Source organism: Mycobacterium kiyosense (assembly GCA_021654635.1).
In the GTDB taxonomy this organism is placed as follows: domain Bacteria; phylum Actinomycetota; class Actinomycetes; order Mycobacteriales; family Mycobacteriaceae; genus Mycobacterium; species Mycobacterium kiyosense.
In genome coordinates this window covers 1,293,895-1,316,759 of sequence record AP025179.1, presented here as the reverse complement: position 1 = coordinate 1,316,759, position 22,865 = coordinate 1,293,895, and the positions used below count along the sequence as shown (strand labels likewise).

Here is a 22,865-nt window from a genome sequence, read left to right as displayed (position 1 = left end):
GGTAGACCGGGTTTCACCGCCTTCGGCGCGCCGCATAAACTTCCCAGCACAGGACTTGTAAGAAATTCTCTTAGAGACGAAGAAAACGCTAAAACAGGAGGCGCAGTGCCCAGTCACGCCAGCTCGCGAATCGCCAAGGTTCTGGTCGCAAACCGCGGCGAGATCGCAGTCCGGGTGATCCGGGCCGCCAAGGACGAGGGTCTGGCCAGCGTGGCGGTGTACGCCGAACCCGACGCCGACGCCCCGCACGTCAGCCTGGCTGACGAGGCGTTCGCCCTCGGCGGGCAGACCTCGGCCGAGTCCTACCTGGACTTCGGCAAGCTCCTGGACGCCGCGGCGAAGTCGGGCGCCAACGCGATCCACCCCGGGTACGGCTTCCTGTCCGAGAACGCCGACTTCGCCCAGGCCGTGATCGACGCCGGCCTGATCTGGATCGGGCCCAGCCCGCAGTCGATCCGCGACCTCGGCGACAAGGTCACCGCGCGTCACATCGCCGCCCGCGCGCAGGCCCCGCTGGTGCCCGGCACCCCCGATCCGGTCAAGGACGCCGACGAGGTGGTGGCCTTCGCCAAGGAGTACGGCGTGCCGATCGCGATCAAGGCCGCCTTCGGCGGCGGCGGTCGCGGCATGAAGGTGGCACGCAGCATCGAGGAGATCCCCGAGCTGTTCGAGTCGGCCACCCGTGAGGCGGTCGCCGCGTTCGGCCGCGGCGAGTGCTTCGTCGAGCGCTACCTGGACAAGCCCCGCCACGTCGAGGCGCAGGTGATCGCCGACCAGCACGGCAACGTCGTCGTCGCCGGCACCCGGGACTGCTCGCTGCAGCGGCGCTTCCAGAAGCTGGTAGAGGAAGCGCCGGCACCTTTCCTCACCGACGCGCAGCGCAAGGAGATCCACGAGTCGGCCAAGCGCATCTGCAAGGAGGCGCACTACTACGGCGCCGGCACCGTCGAATACCTGGTCGGCCAGGACGGCCTGATCTCGTTCCTGGAGGTCAACACCCGCCTGCAGGTGGAGCACCCGGTCACCGAGGAGACCGCCGGCATCGACCTGGTGCGCCAGCAGTTCAAGATCGCCAACGGCGAGAAGCTGGACATCACCGAGGATCCGACGCCCCGCGGGCACGCCATCGAGTTCCGGATCAACGGCGAGGACGCCGGCCGTGGCTTCCTGCCCGCCCCCGGCCCGGTGACCCGGTATGACACCCCGAGCGGACCCGGTGTCCGGCTGGACTCCGGCGTGCACGCGGGTTCGGTGATCGGCGGACAGTTCGACTCCATGCTGGCCAAGCTGATCGTCTACGGCGCCAGCCGCGAAGAGGCGCTGGCTCGCTCCCGGCGTGCCCTGGACGAGTTCCACGTCGAGGGTCTGGCCACCGTGATTCCGTTCCACCGGGCGGTGGTGTCCGACCCGGCGTTCATCGGCGACGAGAACGGCTTCAGCGTGCACACCCGCTGGATTGAGACCGAGTGGGACAACACCATCGAGCCGTTCACCGGTGGTGAGCCGCTCGACGAGGAGGAGTCCCGGCCGCGGCAGAAGGTGGTCGTCGAGGTCGACGGCCGCCGGGTCGAGGTGTCGCTACCGGGTGACCTGGCGCTGGCCAGCGGCGCCCCGGACGCCGTCGGCGTAGTGCGACGCAAGCCCAAGCCCCGTAAGCGCGGCGGCCACGGCGGCGCCGCGGCCTCCGGTGACGCCGTGACCGCACCCATGCAGGGCACCGTGGTCAAGGTTGCCGTCGAGGAAGGCCAGGAGGTTTCCGTCGGTGACCTGGTGGTGGTGCTGGAGGCGATGAAGATGGAGAATCCGGTCACCGCGCACAAGGACGGGGTGATCACCGGTCTGGCGGTCGAACCGGGCGCGGCCATCACCCAGGGCACAGTGCTCGCCGAGATCAAGTAGGCGACGCGGTTCGCCATTGCGTTGTCGGCCCTGCCCGTCGCGGGTAGGGTCGGGACTGGTTGAGTTCACAGCCGTTCGGAACGACTTGCTGGTGCAGCACGATTCGCGGGGATCCTGCGCCGCACATCATCGTCGACTGGACGGAGCCACCATGTCCGTAACCCAGATGTGGCTGAAATGCCCCAACGCCGAATTCACCGCGCGATGGGAGGCGTCCAGCGGCGTCGTCACCGCTCGCGGTGAACTCGATGCCGCCAACTCCGATCAGTTCGCCCAGTACGTCGCGCGCTGCGCCCGGCACTGCCGGTGGCTGGTGGTCGACCTCACCGACCTGGATTTCCTTGGCACAGCAGCGTTTTCGGCGTTGCACCGGATCAACGTGGAGTGCTCGGCAAACGACACCACGTGGGCGATGGTGCCCAGCCGGGCGGTTTCGCGGCTACTGCGGATCTGCGATCCGGACGGCACGCTGCCCATCAAAGAGTGGACCGCGCCGCGGGGACCCGAACCGGCGCGACTACTCCAGCTGGTCCCGCAGCCGCGCTAGGGATTTCGCCAGCAGACGCGACACGTGCATCTGTGAGATGCCGACCCGCTCGGCGATCTGAGTCTGCGTCATGGACTCGAAGAACCGCAGTACCAACACCATTCGTTCGCGCTCCGGCAACGCCTCCAGCAGCGGCCGCAGGGCCTCGCGGTTCTCGATGCGGTCCAGACCGGAGTCGACGTCGCCCAAGGTGTCCGCGATCGCGCGGGCGTCGTCGTCCTCGTTGCCGCCGCCGCTGTCGATCGACAGGGTGTTGTAGGAGCTGCCGGCGACCAGACCCTCCACCACTTCGGCGCGGTCCATGCCCAGTTCGGCGGCGAGCTCGGTTGCGGTGGGCGCCCGACCGAGCCGTTGCGACAACTCGGCGGTAGCGGTGCCCAGCCGCAGGTGCAGTTCCTTGAGCCGGCGCGGCACCTTGACCGACCAGCTGTTGTCGCGGAAGTGCCGCCGGACCTCACCCATGATGGTGGGTACCGCGAAAGAGACGAAGTCCGAACCGGTTTCGACGTCGAAGCGCACCACGGCGTTGACCAACCCCACCCGGGCGACCTGGATCAGGTCGTCGCGTGGTTCGCCGCGGCCCTCGAAGCGCCGTGCGATGTGGTCGGCCAGCGGCAGACAGCGCTCCACGATCTTGTCCTGCCGCCGCTGAAACTCCGCCGAGCCGGCAGCGAAGCTGGCGAGCTCGCGGAACATGTCCGGAACATCGGCGTATTCGTTAGGTCGCGAAGTGGAACCGCCGGCAGGTTGCTCTGTCAACTGGCCGTCACTTACCGGGGGCCGCCCGCCGCGCGGTCAACGAGATGCCGAAGACACTGCCCGTTGCATCCGGCTTGCGGCCGTCGTGGAACGTCTGGACGTCGTCGGCCAGCGAGGTCAGTACATGCCAACTGAAGCTGCCCGGCGCCACCACGTCGTGGGTGTCGCACGCCGCGGACGCCTCGACCACCAGTTCCTCGTCTCGCGGATCCACCACCAGCGTCAGCGAGGCGCCGGCGGTCGCCGAGCGGATCAACCGGGTGCACACTTCGTCGACCGCCAGCCGCAGGTCGGCGACGGCGTCGAAATCCAGGTCCTCGAAGGTGCCGATGGCGCCGACCAGGGTTCGTAGCATCGCCAGGTTCTCCAGGCGCGCAGCCACGGTCAATTCGACGGCGCGGTAACCGCGTTGACGCCCGTCAGCGCGTAGATCCGCATCGCTCATTTGGCCTCCCGGCAATATTCGACTGACACTACCCTGGGTCTGGTCTCCGGCTGAGGCGCCGGGTTGCGGCCCGCCGTGGACCAACGGGTCGAGCCGGTTGGTCATGATCGCCACCGGGTATTCAACCAGTCGTCGGCGGGGTGGACGTATCCGACTCTCGTTTCGCGTTTCGGTGTCGATCCGGGAGGCACGTCTCGCAGCTGGCCAGGGTGGTGTCGGTTGTCGTGTTCGTCGTGATCTCGCTCCCCATGATGGGGTAACCACGCCAACGCATTTTTGCCGGTACTCATCATGGTCCTCTCCTGATACCCCGTCGCAGGCGCTGGCAAAACTATAAAAACAACCCCGCCCGACCGGGCCTTCGCCCCGGCTCGGCCGGCAGGCGGCGGCTCACGGCGGGTGTTCGGTGTACCAGCGCTCAGCGACTCGGCGGACCGGCGGACCAGTTACAGCGCCATCACCGGGCCGGCGATCGGCGCAACGCTCATGGCCAGCGTCACCAGCATCAGCGTCAGCAGGAACCAGCCGGCGCCGTGCCAGCCCCACCAGACGCCCTGCGCGCGCCAGACGCGGTAGGTGCGGAAGAACGCCCACACTCCGGCGAGCATCAGGATCAGCGGACCTCCGAACGCCAGCATCGTCCGTTCCGGCGGGCCGCAGGCGACGGTGTCGACGCTGCCCCCGCCGCAGGTGGAAACCCACAGCGCAGCAATGACCACGAAGCTCACCCCGGCCGCCGTGGCCAGCGCCGCAAACTTTATGGCGGCGTGCACCTCGTTGTCGTCCTGACCCAGGCGGTCACCGCGCAATTTCTCGTCTGCCGTATGCATCGGAGCACCTCTATCTGGCTTTTCTCGTGCTGGACGCCCGCACGGCGGATCGCGCTCGCGCCCGCTGGACGCCGTTTTCCTTCAATACCCAGCGCCAACTTTCGGCAAACCGCCGCCGCTCGGGGCTGGGCGCACGGGCCGCAAACCGGGTATCCGGCCCCCTGCCGCGAAGCGGTCGCAAAAGGATCGGCTCTAGCGGAGCGCATACCTCGCGTGAGTACTATCTGAACTTATGGCGACAGCCAGAAGGCGGTTATCCCCCGAGGATCGACGCGCTGAACTGCTCGCTCTGGGGGCGGAAGTATTCGGCAAGCGACCCTACGACGAGGTGCGGATCGACGAGATCGCGGAACGCGCCGGGGTTTCGCGTGCCCTGATGTACCACTACTTCCCGGACAAGCGGGCGTTCTTCGCCGCGGTGGTCAAGGACGAGGCGGATCGGCTGTACGCGGCCACCAACATCAGCCCGGCACCGGGCATGACGATGTTCGAGGAGATCCGCACCGGTGTGCTGGCCTACATGGCCTACCACGAACAGAACCCCGAGGCGGCGTGGGCGGCTTACGTCGGTTTGGGCCGGTCCGACCCGGTCCTGCTGGGAATCGATGACGAGGCCAAGAACCGGCAGATGGAACACGTCATGACCCGGATCGGCGAGATCGTCAGCGACATGCCCGGTACCCAAGTGCTGGAACCGGAGGTCGAGCGCGACCTGCGCGTCATCATCCACGGCTGGCTGGCGTTCACGTTCGAGATCTGCCGGCAGCGGATCATGGACCAGACTCTGGAGGCCGACCGGCTGGCCGACGCCTGCGCGCACACGCTGCTTGACGCGATCGTCCGGGTCCCGGCGATCCCCGAGAAGCTGGCCGAGGCGATGGCAACCGCGCGGTTCAAGCCGCAGGCCTGAGGCGAGCCGGACGAGTTGTCGGTGCCCGCAGGCACGATGGTTGGGTGAGCACCGCGCCGGCCGAATCCGAAGCTTCGTCGCCTGCCGCGCTGGCCAGGTTCAGCGCGGTCACCCGCGACTGGTTCACCACTACTTTCGCCGCGCCCACCGAAGCGCAGGCCGCAGCGTGGACGGCCATCGCCGACGGCGACAACACCCTGGTCGTCGCGCCGACCGGCTCGGGCAAGACGCTGGCTGCATTCCTGTGGGCGCTGGACAGTCTGGCGCGTGCCCCCGAGCGGGCGCCGGGCACCCGGGTGCTCTACGTCTCTCCGCTCAAGGCGCTGGCGGTGGACGTGGAACGCAACCTGCGCACCCCGCTGGCGGGCCTGACCCGCTTAGCGCAGGCGCGCGGCCTGCCCGCCCCCGAGATCAGCGTGGGCGTCCGCTCCGGCGACACCCCGCCCGCGGCGCGCCGTCAGCTGATCAGCCGGCCGCCCGACGTGCTGATCACCACTCCCGAGTCGCTCTTTCTGATGCTGACGTCGGCCGCGCGGGACACTTTGGCCGGGGTGCAGACGGTCATCGTCGATGAGATCCACGCCATCGCCGCCACCAAACGCGGCGCCCACCTGGCGCTGTCGCTGGAACGCCTCGACGAGTTGTCCGATCGGGCCGCCCAGCGCATCGGCTTGTCGGCAACCGTGCGGCCGCCCGAGGAGCTGGCCCGGTTCCTGTCCGGTCAGGCCAGAACCACCATCGTGGCCCCGCCCTCGGCCAAGACGGTCGAGCTGTCCGTGCAGGTGCCGGTGCCCGATATGGCCAATCTGGCCGACAACTCCATCTGGCCCGATGTCGAGGCGCGGCTGGTCGACCTGATCGAGTCGCACAACTCGACGATCGTGTTCGCCAACTCGCGGCGGCTGGCGGAGCGGCTGACCGCGCGACTCAACGAGATCCATGCCGAACGCTGCGGCGTCGACGTTCCCGGGGGTACCAACACCCAGGTGCCCGGCGGCGCGCCGGCGCACGTGATGGGCAGCGGACAGAGTTTCGGCGCGCCCACCCTGCTGGCCCGCGCCCACCACGGCTCGGTCAGCGAGGAGCAACGCGCCATCGTCGAAGAGGACCTCAAGAGCGGACAGCTCAAGGCGGTGGTGGCCACCTCCAGTCTGGAGCTCGGCATCGACATGGGCGCGGTGGATCTGGTCATCCAGGTCGAAGCACCGCCGTCGGTGGCCAGCGGATTGCAGCGCATCGGGCGGGCCGGCCACCAGGTCGGTGAGACCTCCCGCGGCGTGCTGTTCCCCAAGCACCGCACCGATCTGCTGGGCTGCGCGGTCAGCGTGCAGCGGATGCTCACCGGCCAGATCGAGACCATGCGGGTGCCCGCCAATCCGCTGGACATCCTGGCCCAGCACACGGTCGCGGCAGCGGCCCTGGAGCCTCTCGACGCCGACCGCTGGTTCGACACCGTGCGGCGCAGCGCCCCATTCGCGACGCTGCCCCGCGGCGTGTTCGAGGCCACCCTGGATCTGCTGTCCGGCAAGTACCCGTCTACCGAATTCGCCGAGCTGCGGCCGCGGCTGGTCTACGACCGCGATCACGGCACGCTCACCGCACGGCCCGGCGCCCAGCGGCTGGCCGTCACCTCCGGCGGCGCCATCCCCGACCGTGGGCTGTTCACCGTTTATCTGGCAACCGACTCCGAGAAGCCGTCGCGGGTGGGCGAGCTGGACGAGGAGATGGTCTACGAGTCGCGCCCCGGCGACGTGATCGCGCTGGGCGCAACCAGCTGGCGCATCGTGGAGATCACCCACGACCGGGTGCTGGTGGTCCCGGCGCCGGGCCAGCCGGCCCGGTTGCCGTTCTGGCGCGGCGACGATGTCGGCCGGCCCGCCGAGCTGGGCGCCGCGCTGGGCGCGCTGACCGGGGAGCTGGCCGGGATGACCCGGGATGCGTTCGGAAAGCGTTGTGCAACATGGGGTTTCAACGACTATGCGATCGACAACCTATGGCGGCTACTGGACGAGCAGTGCGCGGCCACCACGGTGGTGCCCACCGACACCACGCTGCTGATCGAGCGCTTCCGCGACGAGCTCGGCGATTGGCGGGTGGTGCTGCACTCGCCCTACGGGCTGCAGGTGCACGGTCCGCTCGCGCTGGCGGTCGGCCGGCGGCTGCGTGAACGTTACGGCCTGGACGAGAAACCGACCCCCTCCGACGACGGCATCGTGGTGCGCCTGCCCGACACCGGCTTCTCCGGGATGTCCACCGGCGAGGACACCCCGCCCGGCGCCGAGCTGTTCGTGTTCGACGCCGACGAGATAGACCCGATCGTCACCGCCGAGGTCGGCGAGTCGGCGCTGTTCGCCTCCCGGTTTCGGGAGGCGGCGGCGCGCGCCCTACTGCTGCCGCGCCGCCATCCCGGCAAGCGGTCCCCGCTGTGGCAGCAACGGCAGCGGGCCGCGCAACTGCTGGAAGTGGCGCGCAAGTACCCCGATTTCCCGATCGTGCTGGAGACGGTCCGGGAATGCCTGCAGGACGTCTACGACGTGCCCACGCTGACCGGCCTGATGGCGCGCATCGCCGCGCGCGAGGTTCGGGTGCTCGAGGTCGAAACCGCCAAACCGTCGCCGTTCGCGGCGTCGTTGCTGTTCGGGTACGTGGGCGCATTCATGTACGAGGGCGATGTGCCGCTGGCTGAGCGGCGCGCCGCGGCCCTTTCGCTGGACAGCACGCTACTGGCCCAGCTGTTGGGCCGGGTCGAACTGCGCGAGCTGCTCGACCCGGAGGTCATCGCCGGCACCGGTCGCCAGTTGCAGCATCTGTCGCAGGACCGCGCCGCCCGCGACGCCGAGGGCGTCGCGGACCTGCTGCGGCTGCTCGGTCCGCTGACCGAGGAAGAAGTGGCGGCCCGGGCCGCCGCCGACGAGGTGGGCGGCTGGCTGGAAGGCCTGCGCGCCGCCCGGCGGGCGCTGACGGTGTCGTTCGCCGGGCGCAGCTGGTGGGTGGCGGTCGAGGACATCGGCCGGTTGCGCGACGGGGTGGGCGCCGCGGTCCCGGTGGGGCTGCCCGCGGCTTTCACCGAGTCGGTGACCGACCCGCTGGGCGAGCTGCTGGGGCGCTACGCGCGCACCCACACACCGTTCGACACGGCCCAGGCCGCGGCCCGGTTCGGGCTCGGGCTGCGGGTGACCGCCGATGTCCTGGGCCGGCTGGCCAGCGACGGACGGCTGGTGCGCGGGGAGTTCGTGGAGAGCAATGGTGGCCCCGGCGCCGAGCAGTGGTGCGACGCCGACGTACTGCGCATTCTGCGACGGCGCTCGCTGGCCGCGCTGCGTGCGCAGGTCGAACCGGTCAGCACCGCCGCCTACGGCCGGTTCCTGCCGGCCTGGCATCACGTGGGCGACAAGTCGTCGAGGCATGCCGGTCTGGACGGACTGGCCACCGTCGTCGAGCAGCTGGCCGGGGTGCGCATACCGGCGTCGGCGCTGGAGCCGCTGGTGCTGTCCCCGCGGGTGCGTGACTACGCGCCCGCGCTGCTCGACGAGTTGCTGGCCAGTGGCGAGGTCACGTGGTCGGGCGCCGGGTCGATCTCGGGCACCGACGGCTGGATCGCGCTGCACATGGCCGACTCGGCCGCCATGACCCTCACCGCGCCGGCCGACATCGAATTGACCGAGGCGCATCACGCGATCCTGGACACCCTGGCCGGCGGCGGCGCGTACTTCTTCCGCCAGCTCGCGCAAGGCGGGCAGCCCGAGGCCGACCTCAAGGCCGCGCTGTGGGAGCTCATCTGGGCCGGCCGGGTCACCGGCGACACCTTCGCGCCGGTGCGGGCCCTGCTGGGCGGCAGTCCCCGCAAGCGATCGGCACCCGCGCACCGTAGCCAGCGGCCACCGCGGCTGAGCCGCTACAGCGTCGCGCACGCGCAGGCCCGCAGCGCCGATCCCACCGTGGCCGGCCGCTGGTCGGCGCTGTCGCCTCCCGAGCCGGACTCGACCCTGCGCGCACACTTTCAGGCCGAGTTGCTGTTGAACCGCCACGGCGTGCTGACCAAGGGCGCGGTGGCCGCCGAAGGGGTGACGGGCGGTTTCGCCACGCTGTACAAGGTGCTCAGCGGGTTCGAGGATGCCGGCCGCTGCCAGCGCGGCTACTTCGTCGAGTCATTGGGCGGCGCCCAGTTCGCGGTCGCTTCGACGGTTGACCGGTTGCGCGGCTATCTCGACGGGGTCGACCCGCAGCGGCCCGAGTATCACGCGGTGGTGCTGGCCGCGACCGATCCGGCCAACCCGTTCGGCGCGGCGCTGCCCTGGCCGGGCGCCGCCGGCGAGGGCGCCCGACCGGGCCGCAAGGCCGGGGCGCTGGTGGTGTTGGTCGACGGCGAGTTGTGCTGGTTCCTGGAAAGGGGCGGGCGGTCGCTGCTCACGTTCGGCGCGGATGCCGGCGCGGCGCAGGCGGCCGCGGGGGCCCTGGCGGATCTGGTCGCGACCCGCCGGGTGGCGTCGCTGCTGGTCGAACGGGTCGACGGGGTGTCCGTGCTGGCGCCCGACGGACCCGGGACGGTCGCGGCGTCGGCCTTGGTCGAAGCGGGCTTCGCCCGCACGCCACGCGGTCTGCGGCTGCGGTAGGCGACCATGCCCGAAGGTGACACGGTCTTTCACACCGCGGACACGCTGCGCCGCCAACTGGTGGGTCGGACGCTGACGCGCTGCGACATCCGGGTACCGCGGTTCGCCACCATCGACCTCACCGGAGCTGTGGTGGACGAAGTGCTCAGTCGCGGCAAGCACCTCTTCATCAGGGCCGGGTGGGCCAGCATCCACTCACACCTGAAGATGGACGGCAGCTGGCGGGTCGGCAGCCGGCCGAAGCCGCGGATAGACCACCGAGCACGAATCATCCTGGAAACGGACGACGTTCGGGCCGTCGGAGTCGATCTGGGTGTGCTGGAGATCCTGGAGCGTGACAGCGAGGACGCCGCCGTCGCCCATCTCGGGCCCGACCTGCTCGGCGAGGACTGGGATCCGCAGCTGGCCGCGGCCAACCTGGTCGCCGACCCGGACCGTCCCCTCGCCGAGGCGCTGTTGGACCAGCGGGTCATGGCCGGGATCGGCAACGTCTTCGCCAACGAACTGTGTTTCGTCAGCGGGCGGCTGCCGACCGCACCGGTCAGCGCCGTCGCCGATCCGCTGCGGCTGGTATCGCGGGCCCGGGACATGTTATGGGCCAACCGCTTTCGCTGGAATCGCTGCACCACCGGCGACACCCGGGGTGGTCGGCTGATGTGGGTGTACGGGCGGGCCGGGCAGGGCTGCCGACGCTGCGGCACGCCCATCTGCGCCCAGGACCCACCGCCGGGCAGCGCCGAACGGGTGCGGTACTGGTGTCCGAACTGTCAGCGCTGAGCGGTGTCAGTCGCGGCCGTGGGTCATGAAGAACTGGGCGACCACCTGTGAGCCGTCGAACGCGCGGGTGGTGGCCCCGATCACCGATCTCGGCAGATACTGCTTGCCGCCCGGCCAGGTGTGCCCACCCTTCTCGATCTGGTAGTGGACCACCTCGGTGTTGTCGGCGCAGTCCTGGGAATCGAACCGGCGCACGATGGTTCCGTCGCCGACGTTGGGCAGTTCCCACACGGTAGGGCTGCCCGGGCACTGATTGATGGTCCGCCACCGGTCCATCAGGCTGTTGGCCGAGATGGCGTGGCTCACCCCGCCCCGCCCCCGGACGTCGCCGCCGTTGTAGGGCACCACCGCATCGGAGGTGCCGTGCGCGTCCAGCACCGACACCGGCCGCGACGGATTGCACGACACCCCCACGCCCAGGGTGCCGGCGATCGGCGCGATCGCGGCGAACACCTCGGCGTGGTCGCAGGCCAGCCGGTTGGACATGAAGCCGCCGTTGGACATGCCGGTGGCGAAGACGTGGCCTTCGGGGACATTGAAGTCGTTGCGCAGCTTGTTGACCAGCGCGACCAGGAAGCCGACGTCGTCGAGCCGGCGCCGGTCGGCCGGGGCGGCCCCCCGCCCGTCGGCCCAGCTCTTGTCGTAGCCGTCCGGGTAGACCACCAGCAGGCCGTTCACGTCGGCGACGGAGTCGAAGTCGGTCAGACCCCGCTGCCCGGCACCGGTGCCGCCGCCGCCGTGCAGGTTCAGCACCAGGCCGACGGGGGGCCCGGGCGGCACATGCACCAGATAAGTCCGGTTCAGCCCGCCGTACTGCATCATCCCCGCCTGGTCCCGGGCACGGGCAGCCTGAACCTGCCGTTCGCTGCACGCGGTCAGGCTGATCAGGAGTACCGCCAGCGAGAGCAGGCGCGCCCAGGGCATGCCGTTAAAAATACCGATAGCGCTGACCCGGTCCTCAGCCCGCCGACGGCGGGCGAGTCATGAACGTCCCCTTCAGCTCCAGACCCATCGCGAGGTCCTCGTACTTGGGCTCTTTGCGCTTCTTCCACCCGCTGCCGGCGCTGACCGGTGGCGGCATCAGCGGCGGCAGCATCGGGAATCCGCCGCCGGCGTCGGCCGCCGGGAGCGGTGAAGCCGCCGAGAGCGGTGACGCCGCCGAGGCGAGCTGCACCGGCAGGTGCGCACTGGTCAGCACGGCGGTGGCCGCGGGCGGGGCGGACAGGGTGCCCATCGGCACCGCGACGCCCATCGCCGCGGCCGGTTCCATGGCACCGAGGGCACCGGCCGCATTGGTGAGCCCGGCGGCCGCGTCACCCAGCGCCGATTCGCCTTCCGACAGCCCCTGGGCGATGTCGGGGGCCACCGATTGCAGCGCCTGGGCCGAGGTGTTCTGCGCCAGGTAGGACAGCAGGTTGATCGGGAATCCCGACGAGACGAACTGGTTGGCGTAGGTGTTGGCCAGCCCGAACCAGCCTTGATTGGGGTCGAAGACCACGCCGAACGCCTGCGCCAGCGCATCGATCGGAGACACCGGCGGAGCCACCGCGTCGGCGGGCAGCGCGGCGGCCGCGCCGGCCACCGCGGATTGGGCGGACTGCACCGCGGATTGGATGGACTGGACGGCGGTGCCTGCTGAGGTGGCCGACGCCGTCTGTACGGCCGCGGCCTGCGCGCTCTCCCCTTGCGCGTCGGTGATCATCGGCGGGGTGGTGAACGTGTCGACCAACAGGGCCTGCGCCGTCGACGCCTGGTACCGGTACATCGCGGCCGCGTTGTTGACCCACATCCGCTCGTACTGCGCTTCGGTCTCGGCGATGGCGGTCAAGTTCTTACCGAGCCCGTTGGTGGCCAGCAGCTGTGCCAGTTGCTGCCGATTGGCGGCGACCACCGACGGGTGCACCACCGACGACAGTGTGGAGTTGAACTCCGAGACGACGGTCTGTGCCGCCAAGCCGAGCTGGCGGCACTGCTGCGCGGTGGTACGTATCCAGGTCAGATACGGTGCAGCCGCGTCGACCATGGTGGCCGCAGCCGGCCCGTTCCAGACTCCGGTCAGCGCGGCCAGCGCCGGAGTGTAAGCGCTGGCGGTCTCGTCCAGTTCGACGCCGAGCTGCTGCCAGGCGTACGCCGCTTCGGTCAGCGAGGCGGCGCCGGGTCCCGAGTGGATCAGCGCCGAACTGACCTCCGGCGGCAACGTAATGAACTCCATAGCACCTCACAATGACCACCGTGGGAAAACTCTTGGAACATTCGGTTAAACACCCCGGAAAAAAGCCTAGAACATTGCGCGTCAAAGGTCGCCGGTTCGACGCAATGACCTGCTCAAGTGATCGCGTTCAACGCAGCGGACAGCCTGGTTTTGAATTCGTCGGGAACCGGGATGTAACCGTGTTCGGCCAGGCCCTCCTGCCCGGCGCCGAGGGCGCTGCGCAGAAACGCCTTGACCGCCGCCCCGACCTGCGCATCGGGGTATTTCGAACAGACGATTTCGTAGGTCGCCAACACGACCGGATACGAGGCCGGCTGATTCGGCCGGTAGAAGGAGATGGTGTCCAGCGCCAGGTCGTTGCCGTCCCTGATGAACCAGGCAGCCGAAATCGTCCTGCCCACCGCGTCGGGGGTGATCCCCACCGGCTCCGGCCCCGCCGAGGTCACGACTTTGGCGGTGCTCAGGTGCTGGGCCTGGGCGAACGACCATTCCACGTAGGTGATCGAGCCCTCGGCACCCTGCACGGCCGCGGCGACCCCGTCGCTGCCGCGGGCGCCTTCCCCCACGCCACCGCGGAACTGCTTGCCGGCGCCCTTGCCCCAGGCATCACCGGCGGCGGTGTCCAGGTAGCGCTGGAAGTTGTCCGAGGTGCCGGAGTCGTCGCTGCGGAACACCACCCGGATCGGCGTGGCGGGTAGCGCCACACCCGGGTTCAGTGCGCCGATCGCCGGGTCGTTCCAGGTGTTGATGGCGCCGGTGAAGATCTTGGCCGCCGCCGGTGCGTCAAAGGTTCAGCGCCGCCAGGCCGTCGACATGGTAGGCGATGGCGATGGGGCCGAACACCGTCGGCAGGTTCCACACCGGCGAGCCGCAGCGCTGCTGCTGCGCCGCGCCGTACTCGTCCTTGCTCAATGGCGAGTCCGAACCGGCGAAATCGGTTTGCCCGCCCAGGAATTCGCTGATTCCGGCGCCGGAGCCGTTGGCGGTGTAGTTCAGCGTCTGGCCGGGGCAGTCGTGTTCGTAGGCCCGGATGAACCGGGTTATCGCGTTCTCCTGGGCGGTGGAGCCACTCGCCCTCAGCGACGGCTTGCCGCCGCAGCCCGCGTGGGCCGATGTCGCGGTGGTGGCGGTGCCCGACTTCGCGGCGTCGTGAGTGCCGTCACATGCCGTCGCGGTCAGGACGACCGCAACGGTCAGCGCGGCACCAAATCGAAAGTGATCCAATTCATTTCCTCGACCCACACCACGAACGTCCATTTCCCGGCCGTCCTTCGGCATGCTAACAAGTTCCGCGATTGAGCAGCTGCCCCGCGAACCCGCTGAGCACATCCGCATTCACAAATTCAGCCGCAATTAGCCGGCGGTTCACGGGGCCGACACGTCACGCAATTGTGTTGCGCGACGGTGGGGCTGCGATCGAACCCGTTCGCTCATCCGAGCGTTACGTGCAATGATCGCGATGTAAGCATTTCGTTACGTCGTAACCGTGCCGCGAGGAGGCTGAAGCGATGACCATCAATCGGATGCGCACGCGCAGCGCGCGGCGCACGTGGTTGCCAGGCACCGCGCTGGTGGCCGCGTTGGTCGTCCCGATGGCGGTGGCCGCGGCCCCGACCGCGCACGCCGACGGCATCGACGGGCAGTTCCTGAATGCGTTGCAGTCGCACGGGATTAACTTCGCGACCCCGCAAGCCGCGATCTTGGCCGCACACCAGGTCTGCGACGAACTCGACAACGGCAGAGCCAAGGCCGACGTCGCCAACGAGGTAGCTGGAAGCAGCAATTTGGACGGATATCACGCCGGCTACTTCGTCGGACTGAGCATCAGCGCATATTGTCCGCGGCATCACGCGTCGCCTTGACAGCCAATTCGCAGTTGTCACACCGCGCGATCACGGCGGCCAGCCCTTACACTTTCGGCACCAGCATCACGGGGAGCAAAAGTGGTCACGAGAGTGTTGTCGGGCATCGCGATCGCGCTCTGCGCTGTGGCGACGACGGGGATTGCGGCGGGTGCCGATCCGAGCGTGTACAGCGTTCTGAGCTGTAGCTGTTCCGCCGAAGCCGAAACGCCCGCACCCGGCGCGGAAGCCTTCTCGCAGCAAGTGAACCACGGGATCGCGCTGGGCCTGGCCGAATTGCAGGACTTCGGGGGTCCGGCGAACCCGCAGGATCTGCCGTACTCCTAGCCGGCCCTGCCGCCCACATGGTGGAAGCGCGCGGCGCGGCGCCGGATGCGATGTGCGCGGCCCCGGGTGCGAATCGGCTTTCCGCCCAAGCGCACCGGTTCGGCGTAGAACATGATCTTGGCCAGCTCCACCAGGACCAGGTAGACGATCACGAAACCACCCAGCACCCCGAAGAACTGCCACGGCAACGGCGTGAACCCCAGCGTGCGGGCCGGCCACGAGATGGTCAGCACGACGCCGACGGTGACCACGGACAGGGTGGCGATTACCAGCGCCGCACTGGGTCGGCTGCGTAGGAACGGCACCTTGCGGGTGCGGATGACGAAGATGATCAACGTTTGTGTGGCAAGCGATTCCACGAACCACCCGGTGCGGAACTCGACCGGGCCGGCGTGCAACACACCGAGCATCAGCCCGAAGGTGAGGAAGTCGAACAGCGAACTGATCGGCCCGAAGGTCAACATGAAGCGCCGGATGAATGCGACGTCCCAGTGCGACGGCGCCCGGAGTTGCTCCTCGTCGACGCGGTCGGTCGGGATCGCCAGCTGCGAGCTGTCGTACAGCAGGTTGTTCAGCAGGATCTGACTGGGCAGCATCGGCAGGAACGACAGCAGCGCCGAGGCGGCTGCGGCGCTGAACATGTTGCCGAAGTTGCTCGACGTGCCCATCAGCACGTACTTGATGGTGTTGGCGAAGATCCGCCGGCCCTGCGCCACCCCGGTGGCCAGCACCCCCAGGTCTTTCTCCAGCAGCACCACGTCGGCGGCGTCCTTGGCGACGTCGGTGGCGCTGTCGACGGAGATGCCCACGTCGGCCGAATGCAGGGCCAGCGCGTCGTTCACCCCGTCGCCGAGAAATCCGACCGACCTGCCGTGCCCACGCAGGGAGGCGATCAGCCGCGCCTTCTGCTCGGGTGAGATCCGGGCGAAGATAGTGTGATTCACCGCGGCGTCGGCGAACTCGTCGTCGTCGAACGACTGCAGCCGCGCACCGGTGACCGTACCCTTGGACTCCAAACCGATGTCGGCACAAACTTTTTCGGCGACCCGCGGGTTGTCGCCGGTGGCGATCTTGAGCTCGATGCCGAGCTCGGCGAGCTGTGAAAGTGATTGCCGTGCAGCGGGTTTGGGTTCGTCGGCGAAAACCAGGAACCCGGCCAACCGCAGATCGCGTTCGTCGTCACGGGTGATCGTGGCGAGCCCGGCCGCGGGCCTGGCAGCCACCGCCACCACACGGCGCCCAGCGGCGAACAACGCCGCCAGCGTCTCGTCGGCCGCTGCCGGTGTCGCCCGGCACAGCGGCAGCAACTGTTCGGGCGCGCCCTTGACCACCAGCACGCGTTCGCCGTCGTCGTCGATCAGCACCGAGGTGGCCCGGCGTTCATGGTCGAACGGCAGCAATGCCACCCGCCGCACGTCGGTCCCCACCAGCCGGCCCGCCAGCGGGCCTTCCCACAGCGCTTCGTCGAGCGCGTTGGCGCTCACGCCGCCGGCTTGCGGGTCCACGTCGGTGGCCAGCAACCCCAGCCGGCACACCGCGTCGCTGGGGTTGCCGGCGGGGTCGACGGTGCCGACCAGCCGCAGTCGGCCTTCGGTCAGGGTGCCGGTCTTGTCGGTGATCAGAATGTCCATGTCGCCCAGGTCTTCGATGCATACCAGCCGCTTGACCAGCACCTTGGCCTTGGCCAGCTGTCGGGACCCGGTCGCTAAGGCGGCGCTGACCACCGCCGGCAGCAGCTGCGGGGTGATGCCCACCGCGATGGCCAGCGAGAACAACACCGAGTCGATGATCGGCTTGCCCAGCAACAGATTGCTGATCAGGATGATCAGCATCAGCGCGATCGCGACCTGCAGCAGCAGGTAGGAGAACCGGCGCAGTCCGAGCTGGAAACCTGTTTCGGGCACCCGCTCGTCCAAACCCGCTGCGATGCGCCCGAATTCGGCGTCCCGACCGGTGGCGAACACCACCCCGACGCCCTCACCGGCGCTGACGATGGTGCCCATGAAGGCCAGGTCGGACGCCTCGGCCAGTTCGGCGCCGGTGGATACCGGGTTTGCGGTCTTCTCCGCCGCGGCGGACTCGCCGGTCAGGATGCTCTCGTTGCATTCCAAGCCGTTGACGTCGATCAGCCGCAGATCGGCGGGCACGGCCTCACCCAGCGATAATCGGACCACGTCACCGGGCACCAGGTCGACGACGCTGATCTTGACGTACCGTCCGTCCCGGCGCACCACCGCCTGGTGCTGCATCCCGGCGTGCAGCTCGGCGGCGGCCAGCTCGGCCCGGAACTCGTTGAAAAACCCCAGCCCCACACTGGCCACCAAGATCACGCCGATGATGACCGCCTGCACGCCGTCGCCCAGGAAGTACGAGACGACAGCGGTCCCGGCCAGCAGGATGAGCACCGCGTTGCGCAGTTGACGACCCAATACCGCCGCCGCGCTGACCCGGTGCGTCGCAACGGCATTCGGCCCGTAACGATCCAGCCGGGCCGACGCCTCGGCGGCGGACAGGCCGGCCGTCGAACTATCCAGCCGGCGTAGCACCTCCTCGGCGGGGGCGGCGGCAACCTGCTGCGCGGTCCCCACCGGAAAGTGCGGAACGACCGTTTCCGGCGCCGATGACATCTCCGGCTTCTCCTCGCTGTGGTCCTCGCTAGGTTTCGCGCGCAGCGCCCCGCCGTGCACCACAATGCCAGTTGCGCCGCCCGTTCGCGCGGGCAAAACCCGTTGTTCAACCATCGGCAACTCGCGGATCACACGGCTCGGTCTCAATGGACGGATCGCGCCGGAACTCTCCGGCTTCAACAGGCAGGTGGTCGACGATGGAACGCGACAAGCGTGTGCAGCTCAAGCCGTATCGCTCCGCGTCAGAGCATGTGGACGGGGCCTGGTGGCCGCGTTCGCGGCGCCTGGTCGACGAGCTGCCGGCGTTGGTGAACTCGGTGTCCGACCGGCTGGGGCGGGTGGTGATGGTGGGCTATCACCTGCACGGCTGGGAGGAAGTCCCGCCGCGTACCCAGGTCGCCGGGCACACCATCGAATTGCTGGGCTTCAGCAGCGACGAACCCGCCAGTGTGATGCTGGTCGGCGAGGACGGCCACCACCTGTCCCTGCACGTGATCCGGCCGGAGACCGGCCCGGAGGAGGCCCGCCAGGCGCTGGAGGCGGCACGCGTCCCGGCCGAGGCCGAGCCGGCCGGGCAGACCCAGGTCGCGCGGTCGGTGGCCGACGTGGCGGCCACGTTGGCCAAACACGAGGGGCGCGAGGACCAGCAGCGCACCGCCGAGATCGCGCGATGGTGCGAGCAGGCGGCGCAGCAGTTCGCCGACGCGCCGATCCAGACGTTCGTGCCGGTGTTGGTCGAGCACATCGTCCGCAACCGGATGCGGCAGTCCCGGTTGAGCGCATAGGCCCGGTCAGCCGCAGCGGGTCGCCATCAGCGCAGTGATGGCGTCGACGTCGGCGGGTCCGGGCACACCCCAGTCCGGCGGATAGTCGCACAGCTCGTCGGCCCGCACAGACCTGAGGTCGACGTCGAGTAACTCGATCGCGGCCAGCGGCACCAGGGCCGGATGCACGTAGCCGCAGGCCCGGGCCAGGCCCACCAGCTCGAAACGCAGGGTGGCCAGGTAGTTGGCGCAACGCACCGATTTCGATGCCGGGTCCAGGCCGTGCTGCAGCCAGGGCGACTGGGTGGCCACGCCGGAGGGGCAGCGGCCGGTGTGGCAGCGCTGCGCCTGGATGCAGCCCACGGAGAACATGGCGGTCCGGGCGACGTTGATCATGTCGCAGCCCATCGCCACCCCCAGCAGCGCGTTCTCCGGGATGCCCAACTTGCCCGAGCCGATGAACATCACGTCGTGCTGCAGGCCCTCCTCGGCGAAGGCGCGGTAGACGCGCGGGAACGCCCATTTGAAGGGCAGCGCGACGTGGTCGCTGAACACCAGCGGCGCGGCGCCGGTCCCGCCTTCGCCGCCGTCGACCGTCACGAAGTCGACGCCGCGGCCGGTGCGGGCCATGCGGGCGGCCAGGTCGACCCAGAATTCGCCCTCCCCGACTGCGGACTTGATACCCACCGGCAGGCCCGTCTCGGCGGCGATCGTCTCCACCAGCTCGAGCAGTCCGTCGACATCGCCGAACGCGGAGTGCCCGGCGGGGCTCTTGCAGTCCACGCCGACCGGGATGCCGCGGATGGCAGCGATCTCGGGGGTCACCTTGGCGCCGGGCAGCATGCCGCCCAGACCGGGTTTGGCGCCTTGGCTGAGCTTGATCTCGATAGCCCGGATGGACGGCGTGGCCGCGACCCGGTCGACCAGCTTGGGCAGGCTGAAGGTGCCGTCCTCGTTGCGGCAGCCGAAGTAGCCGGTGCCGATCTGCCAGACCAGGTCGCCGCCGTTGAGGTGATACGGCGAGACACCGCCCTCGCCGGTCGTGTGCAGGGCACCGGCCAGGGCAGCGCCCCGGTTCAGTGCGGTGACGGCCGCGCCGCTGAGCGACCCGAAGCTCATGGCCGAGATGTTGATCAGCGACGACGGCCGGAACGCCCGGGCACGGCCGCGGGCGCCGCCGAGCACCTTCGCCGCCGGCAGTGGGACCGACGGGTCGGGATGATTGGGTTCGCCGGCCGGCGCCGGCACCGGGAACGCGGCGTGCTTGATGATCGGGTAGTTGTGCACGCGTTCGAGGTCGTTGTCGGTGCCGAAGCCGAAGTACCGGTTGCCCGCCTTCGCCGACGTGTACACCCAGCGTCGCTGGTCACGGCTGAACGGCCGCTCCGCGTCGTTGTCGGTGACGATGTACTGGCGCAGCTCGGGCCCCACCGCTTCCAGCAGGAAGCGCAGGTGGCCCACCACCGGGTAGTTGCGCAGGATGGTGTGCCGGCGTTGCACCAGGTCCCAGCCGGTCAACCCGGCCAGAGCGCCCCCGGCCATGGCGGCCACAGCTCGCAGCTTCACAGTCACGCGATCATGCTGCCCCGTCGGTGGCCGGCGGTGCTAGTGACCTCGGTCCTCAGTGCGAGGTGACCAAAGTGCGCCGGCTGACGAATTCGTGGCGGGCACTGGTGCGCGGGTCGTCGAACTCGATGCGCTGCGCCAGCAGCTGCAGCGGCGCGCTGAAGTCGTCCGGTGCGACGTCGATGATGTCGGGGTACAACGGGTCCCCGGTGATCGGCAACCCCAGCGCGGCCATCTGCACGCGCAGCTGATGGGTGCGCCCGGTGCGCGGTGTCAGCCGGTAGAGGCCGTCCTTCCGCGCAATGAGTTCGATCAGCGTCTCGGCGTTGGGCTCACCCGGCTCGCTGACCGCCTGCAGCCGGCCCCGGTGTTTGACGATCCGGCTGCGTACCACCCGGGGTAGCCGCAGCGCCGGGTCGACGGCCGCGCGCGCCAGGTAGGTCTTGCTTACCTCGCCGCGGGCGAACAGCGTCTGGAATGTGCCCCGTACCTCCCGCCGGGCGGTGAACAGCAGCACCCCGGCGGTGAGCCGGTCCAGCCGGTGGGCCGGGCTGAGTTCGGGCAGCCCGAGCTCGCGGCGCAGCCGTACCAGCGCGGTCTGGGCGACGTGGCGCCCGCGCGGCATGGTGGCCAGGAAGTGCGGCTTGTCCACCACAACGATATCGTCGTCGCGGTACAGCACCGGAATCTCGAACGGAACCGCCACCTCGTCGGGCAGGTCCCGGTAGAGATACACGTGCGCACCGGCGGGCAGCACCCGCGCCTCGTCGACCACCACGCCGTCGGCGTCGACGACTTCGCCGGCCAGCACTTTGGCGCGGGCGGGTTCGCCGAACCGTTCGGTCAGCTCGGCCAGCACCGGCCCGCCGTACAACCGGACCCGTGCCGGCCCCAGGCCGTCTCGGACCGGAAGCGGGGCGGGCCTCAATTGAGCGGCACCGGTTCCAGGATCTCGGCGCGGGCCTCGGGTGCGCTGGCGCGCAACTCGTCGGCGGAGACGTCGTCGGGCTGGGCTTGGGACAGGATCTCGGCGTCCACCCGGGCTCGGTAGTTGTCGACTTCGCGGTCGACGTCCGCGGCGCTCCACCCCAGCGCCGGCGCGACCAGTTCGGCTACCTCGCGGGCACAGTCGACGCCGCGGTGCGAGTACTCGATGGAAATCCGCATGCGCCGGGCCAGGATGTCCTCCAGGTGCAGGGCGCCCTCGGCGACGACGGCGTAGACGGCTTCCACCTTCAGGTATCCGGGGGCCTCGGTGATCGGCCCGAGCAGCTCGGGCCGGTCGGCGGCCAGGGCCAGCACGTCGTCCATCAGGGATCCGTAGCGGTCCAGCAGGTGGCGCACCCGGTAGGGATGCAGGCCGACCCGCTCGCCGACGTGCTCGACCTGGTTGATCAGCGCGAAGTAGCCGTCGGCGCCCAGCAGGCTGACCTTCTCGGTGATCGACGGCGCCACCCGGGCCGGCACGAACTGCACCGCGGCGTCGATCGCGTCGGCGGCCATCACCCGGTAGGTGGTGTACTTGCCGCCGGCGATGGCGACCAGGCCGGCCGCGGGCACCGCCACGGCGTGCTCGCGGGACAGCTTGGAGGTTTCGTCGCTCTCCCCGGCCAGCAGCGGGCGCAGCCCGGCGTACACGCCGTCGATGTCGGCGTGGGTCAGCGGGGTGGCCAGCACCTCGTTGACCGTGCCCAGGATGTAGTCGATGTCGGCCTTGGTGGCCGCCGGGTGGGCCAGGTCCAGGTTCCAGTCGGTGTCGGTGGTGCCGATGATCCAGTGGCTGCCCCACGGGATGACGAACATCACCGACTTCTCGGTGCGCAGGATGATCGCGACGTCGCTGACGATGCGGTCGCGTGGCACCACCACGTGCACGCCCTTGGACGCACGCACCTGGAATCGGCCGCGCTGCTTGGACAGCGCCTGGATCTCGTCGGTCCATACGCCGGTGGCGTTGACCACCACATGCCCGCGGACCTCGGTGACCGAGCCGTCCTCGGAGTCGCGCACCCGCACCCCGGTGACCCGGTCGCCCTCCCGCAGCAGCGCGACCACCTGGGTGGAGCTGCGCACCACGGCGCCGTAGTGGGCGGCGGTACGCGCCACCGTCATGGTGTGCCGGGCGTCGTCGACGACGGTGTCGTAGTAGCGGATACCGCCGATCAGCGAGCTGCGCTTGAGGCCCGGACTCAGGCGCAGAGCTCCGGCCCGGGTCATGTGCTTTTGCGCGGGCACCGATTTCGCGCCGCCGAGGGTGTCGTACAGGAAGATGCCGGCGGCCATGTAGGGCCGTTCCCACCACCGGTTGGTCAGCGGGAACAGGAACGGCAGCGGCTTGACCAGGTGCGGCGCCAGCTTGGTCAGCGACAGCTCGCGCTCGTAGAGCGCCTCGCGCACCAGCCCGAATTCCAGCTGTTCGAGGTAGCGCAGTCCGCCGTGGAACATCTTCGACGAGCGGCTGGAGGTGCCCGCCGCCAGATCCCGCGCCTCGACCAGGGCCACCTTCAGTCCCCGGGTGGCCGCGTCCAGCGCGCAACCGGAGCCCACCACGCCGCCGCCGATCACCACCACGTCGAACTGCTCGGAGCCGAGGCGCTCCCAGGCCAGCGCACGCTGCTGCGGCCCCAGCACCCCGTCGGACCAGGTCTGCTCGCTCTCCGCTGCGTTGCTCGGATTGCTCACGACAAAGGACTCCTGTCGGTTACTCGTCGGTAGATATCTCCCAGT

17 protein-coding genes and 1 pseudogene are annotated in these 22,865 nt (G+C 69.5%); 8 read left to right on the top strand and 10 right to left on the bottom strand.

The features are described from left to right. The first annotated feature begins 105 nt into the window (after positions 1-105). Positions 106-1,899 carry an acetyl-CoA carboxylase biotin carboxylase subunit gene (locus L6444_RS06225; protein WP_236981358.1) on the top strand — a complete coding sequence of 598 codons (1,794 nt, stop codon included), beginning with the start codon at positions 106-108 and terminating at the stop codon, positions 1,897-1,899. A 151-nt stretch (positions 1,900-2,050) separates the two neighbouring features. Continuing rightward, on the top strand, positions 2,051-2,446 hold the full coding sequence (locus tag L6444_RS06220; RefSeq protein ID WP_236981357.1) for an STAS domain-containing protein: 396 nt from the start codon (positions 2,051-2,053) through the stop codon (positions 2,444-2,446). Here the strand turns inward: L6444_RS06220 and L6444_RS06215 are convergent. The 3 genes from L6444_RS06215 to L6444_RS06205 form a co-directional block, all read right to left on the bottom strand. Further along, positions 2,417-3,205: an RNA polymerase sigma factor SigF gene (locus L6444_RS06215; RefSeq protein ID WP_236981356.1), complete on the bottom strand. Its 789-nt coding sequence runs from the start codon at positions 3,203-3,205 to the stop codon at positions 2,417-2,419. The two genes, L6444_RS06220 and L6444_RS06215, sit on opposite strands and share 30 nt — an antisense overlap. A gap of 7 nt (positions 3,206-3,212) precedes the next feature. Next, positions 3,213-3,650: an anti-sigma factor gene (locus L6444_RS06210; protein ID WP_236981355.1), complete on the bottom strand. Its 438-nt coding sequence runs from the start codon at positions 3,648-3,650 to the stop codon at positions 3,213-3,215. Positions 3,651-4,096: 446 nt separating this feature from the next. After that, positions 4,097-4,480 carry a hypothetical protein gene (locus L6444_RS06205; RefSeq protein WP_236981354.1) on the bottom strand — a complete coding sequence of 128 codons (384 nt, stop codon included), beginning with the start codon at positions 4,478-4,480 and terminating at the stop codon, positions 4,097-4,099. 232 nt (positions 4,481-4,712) lie between these two features. Here L6444_RS06205 and L6444_RS06200 point away from each other — a divergent pair, with 232 nt between their 5' ends. From L6444_RS06200 to nei2, 3 genes are read left to right on the top strand one after another with little or no spacing between them, the layout of a single operon-like run. Further along, entirely contained in the window at positions 4,713-5,390 is a 678-nt protein-coding gene (locus L6444_RS06200) for a TetR/AcrR family transcriptional regulator (protein ID WP_236981353.1), read from the top strand. 44 nt (positions 5,391-5,434) lie between these two features. Continuing rightward, positions 5,435-10,003 (top strand): ATP-dependent helicase, encoded by a 4,569-nt coding sequence (locus L6444_RS06195; protein ID WP_236981352.1) that lies wholly within the window; start codon positions 5,435-5,437, stop codon positions 10,001-10,003. Positions 10,004-10,009: 6 nt separating this feature from the next. Then, a complete protein-coding gene (gene nei2 / locus L6444_RS06190; RefSeq protein ID WP_236981351.1) occupies positions 10,010-10,780 on the top strand; it encodes an endonuclease VIII Nei2 in 771 nt (256 codons plus the stop codon). A gap of 6 nt (positions 10,781-10,786) precedes the next feature. Here nei2 and L6444_RS06185 read toward each other — a convergent pair whose 3' ends face one another. From L6444_RS06185 to pstS, 3 genes and pseudogenes are all read right to left on the bottom strand, one after another. Further along, positions 10,787-11,704: a CE1 family esterase gene (locus L6444_RS06185; protein ID WP_236981350.1), complete on the bottom strand. Its 918-nt coding sequence runs from the start codon at positions 11,702-11,704 to the stop codon at positions 10,787-10,789. Between the two features lie 34 nt (positions 11,705-11,738). After that, positions 11,739-12,992, bottom strand: a complete 1,254-nt coding sequence (locus tag L6444_RS06180) for a PPE family protein (protein ID WP_236981349.1) — start codon at positions 12,990-12,992, stop codon at positions 11,739-11,741. 113 nt (positions 12,993-13,105) lie between these two features. Next, positions 13,106-14,249 (bottom strand): annotated as a pseudogene (gene pstS, locus L6444_RS06175) (phosphate ABC transporter substrate-binding protein PstS). 251 nt (positions 14,250-14,500) lie between these two features. Here pstS and L6444_RS06170 point away from each other — a divergent pair. Together L6444_RS06170 and L6444_RS06165 are read left to right on the top strand one after the other, a co-directional pair. After that, positions 14,501-14,854: a DUF732 domain-containing protein gene (locus L6444_RS06170; RefSeq protein ID WP_236981348.1), complete on the top strand. Its 354-nt coding sequence runs from the start codon at positions 14,501-14,503 to the stop codon at positions 14,852-14,854. An 81-nt stretch (positions 14,855-14,935) separates the two neighbouring features. Then, positions 14,936-15,181, top strand: a complete 246-nt coding sequence (locus L6444_RS06165; RefSeq protein WP_236981347.1) for a hypothetical protein — start codon at positions 14,936-14,938, stop codon at positions 15,179-15,181. Here L6444_RS06165 and mgtA read toward each other — a convergent pair. After that, on the bottom strand, positions 15,178-17,808 hold the full coding sequence (gene mgtA / locus L6444_RS06160) for a magnesium-translocating P-type ATPase (RefSeq protein WP_236981346.1): 2,631 nt from the start codon (positions 17,806-17,808) through the stop codon (positions 15,178-15,180). The genes L6444_RS06165 and mgtA overlap by 4 nt on opposite strands. Positions 17,809-18,005: 197 nt before the next feature. On the opposite strand from mgtA, the gene L6444_RS06155 reads away from it, so the two are divergent. After that, entirely contained in the window at positions 18,006-18,593 is a 588-nt protein-coding gene (locus L6444_RS06155; protein WP_236981345.1) for a DUF5994 family protein, read from the top strand. Positions 18,594-18,599: 6 nt separating this feature from the next. Here the strand turns inward: L6444_RS06155 and L6444_RS06150 are convergent, their stop codons facing one another. The 3 genes from L6444_RS06150 to L6444_RS06140 are packed head-to-tail and all read right to left on the bottom strand — an operon-like array spanning position 18,600 to position 22,820. Further along, positions 18,600-20,138, bottom strand: a complete 1,539-nt coding sequence (locus L6444_RS06150; RefSeq protein ID WP_236983860.1) for an FMN-binding glutamate synthase family protein — start codon at positions 20,136-20,138, stop codon at positions 18,600-18,602. A 55-nt stretch (positions 20,139-20,193) separates the two neighbouring features. Further along, on the bottom strand, positions 20,194-21,066 hold the full coding sequence (locus L6444_RS06145; protein ID WP_236981344.1) for a pseudouridine synthase: 873 nt from the start codon (positions 21,064-21,066) through the stop codon (positions 20,194-20,196). Beyond that, positions 21,063-22,820: a glycerol-3-phosphate dehydrogenase/oxidase gene (locus tag L6444_RS06140; RefSeq protein ID WP_236983858.1), complete on the bottom strand. Its 1,758-nt coding sequence runs from the start codon at positions 22,818-22,820 to the stop codon at positions 21,063-21,065. The genes L6444_RS06145 and L6444_RS06140 overlap by 4 nt, the downstream gene beginning before the upstream one ends. Positions 22,821-22,865 lie beyond the last annotated feature (45 nt).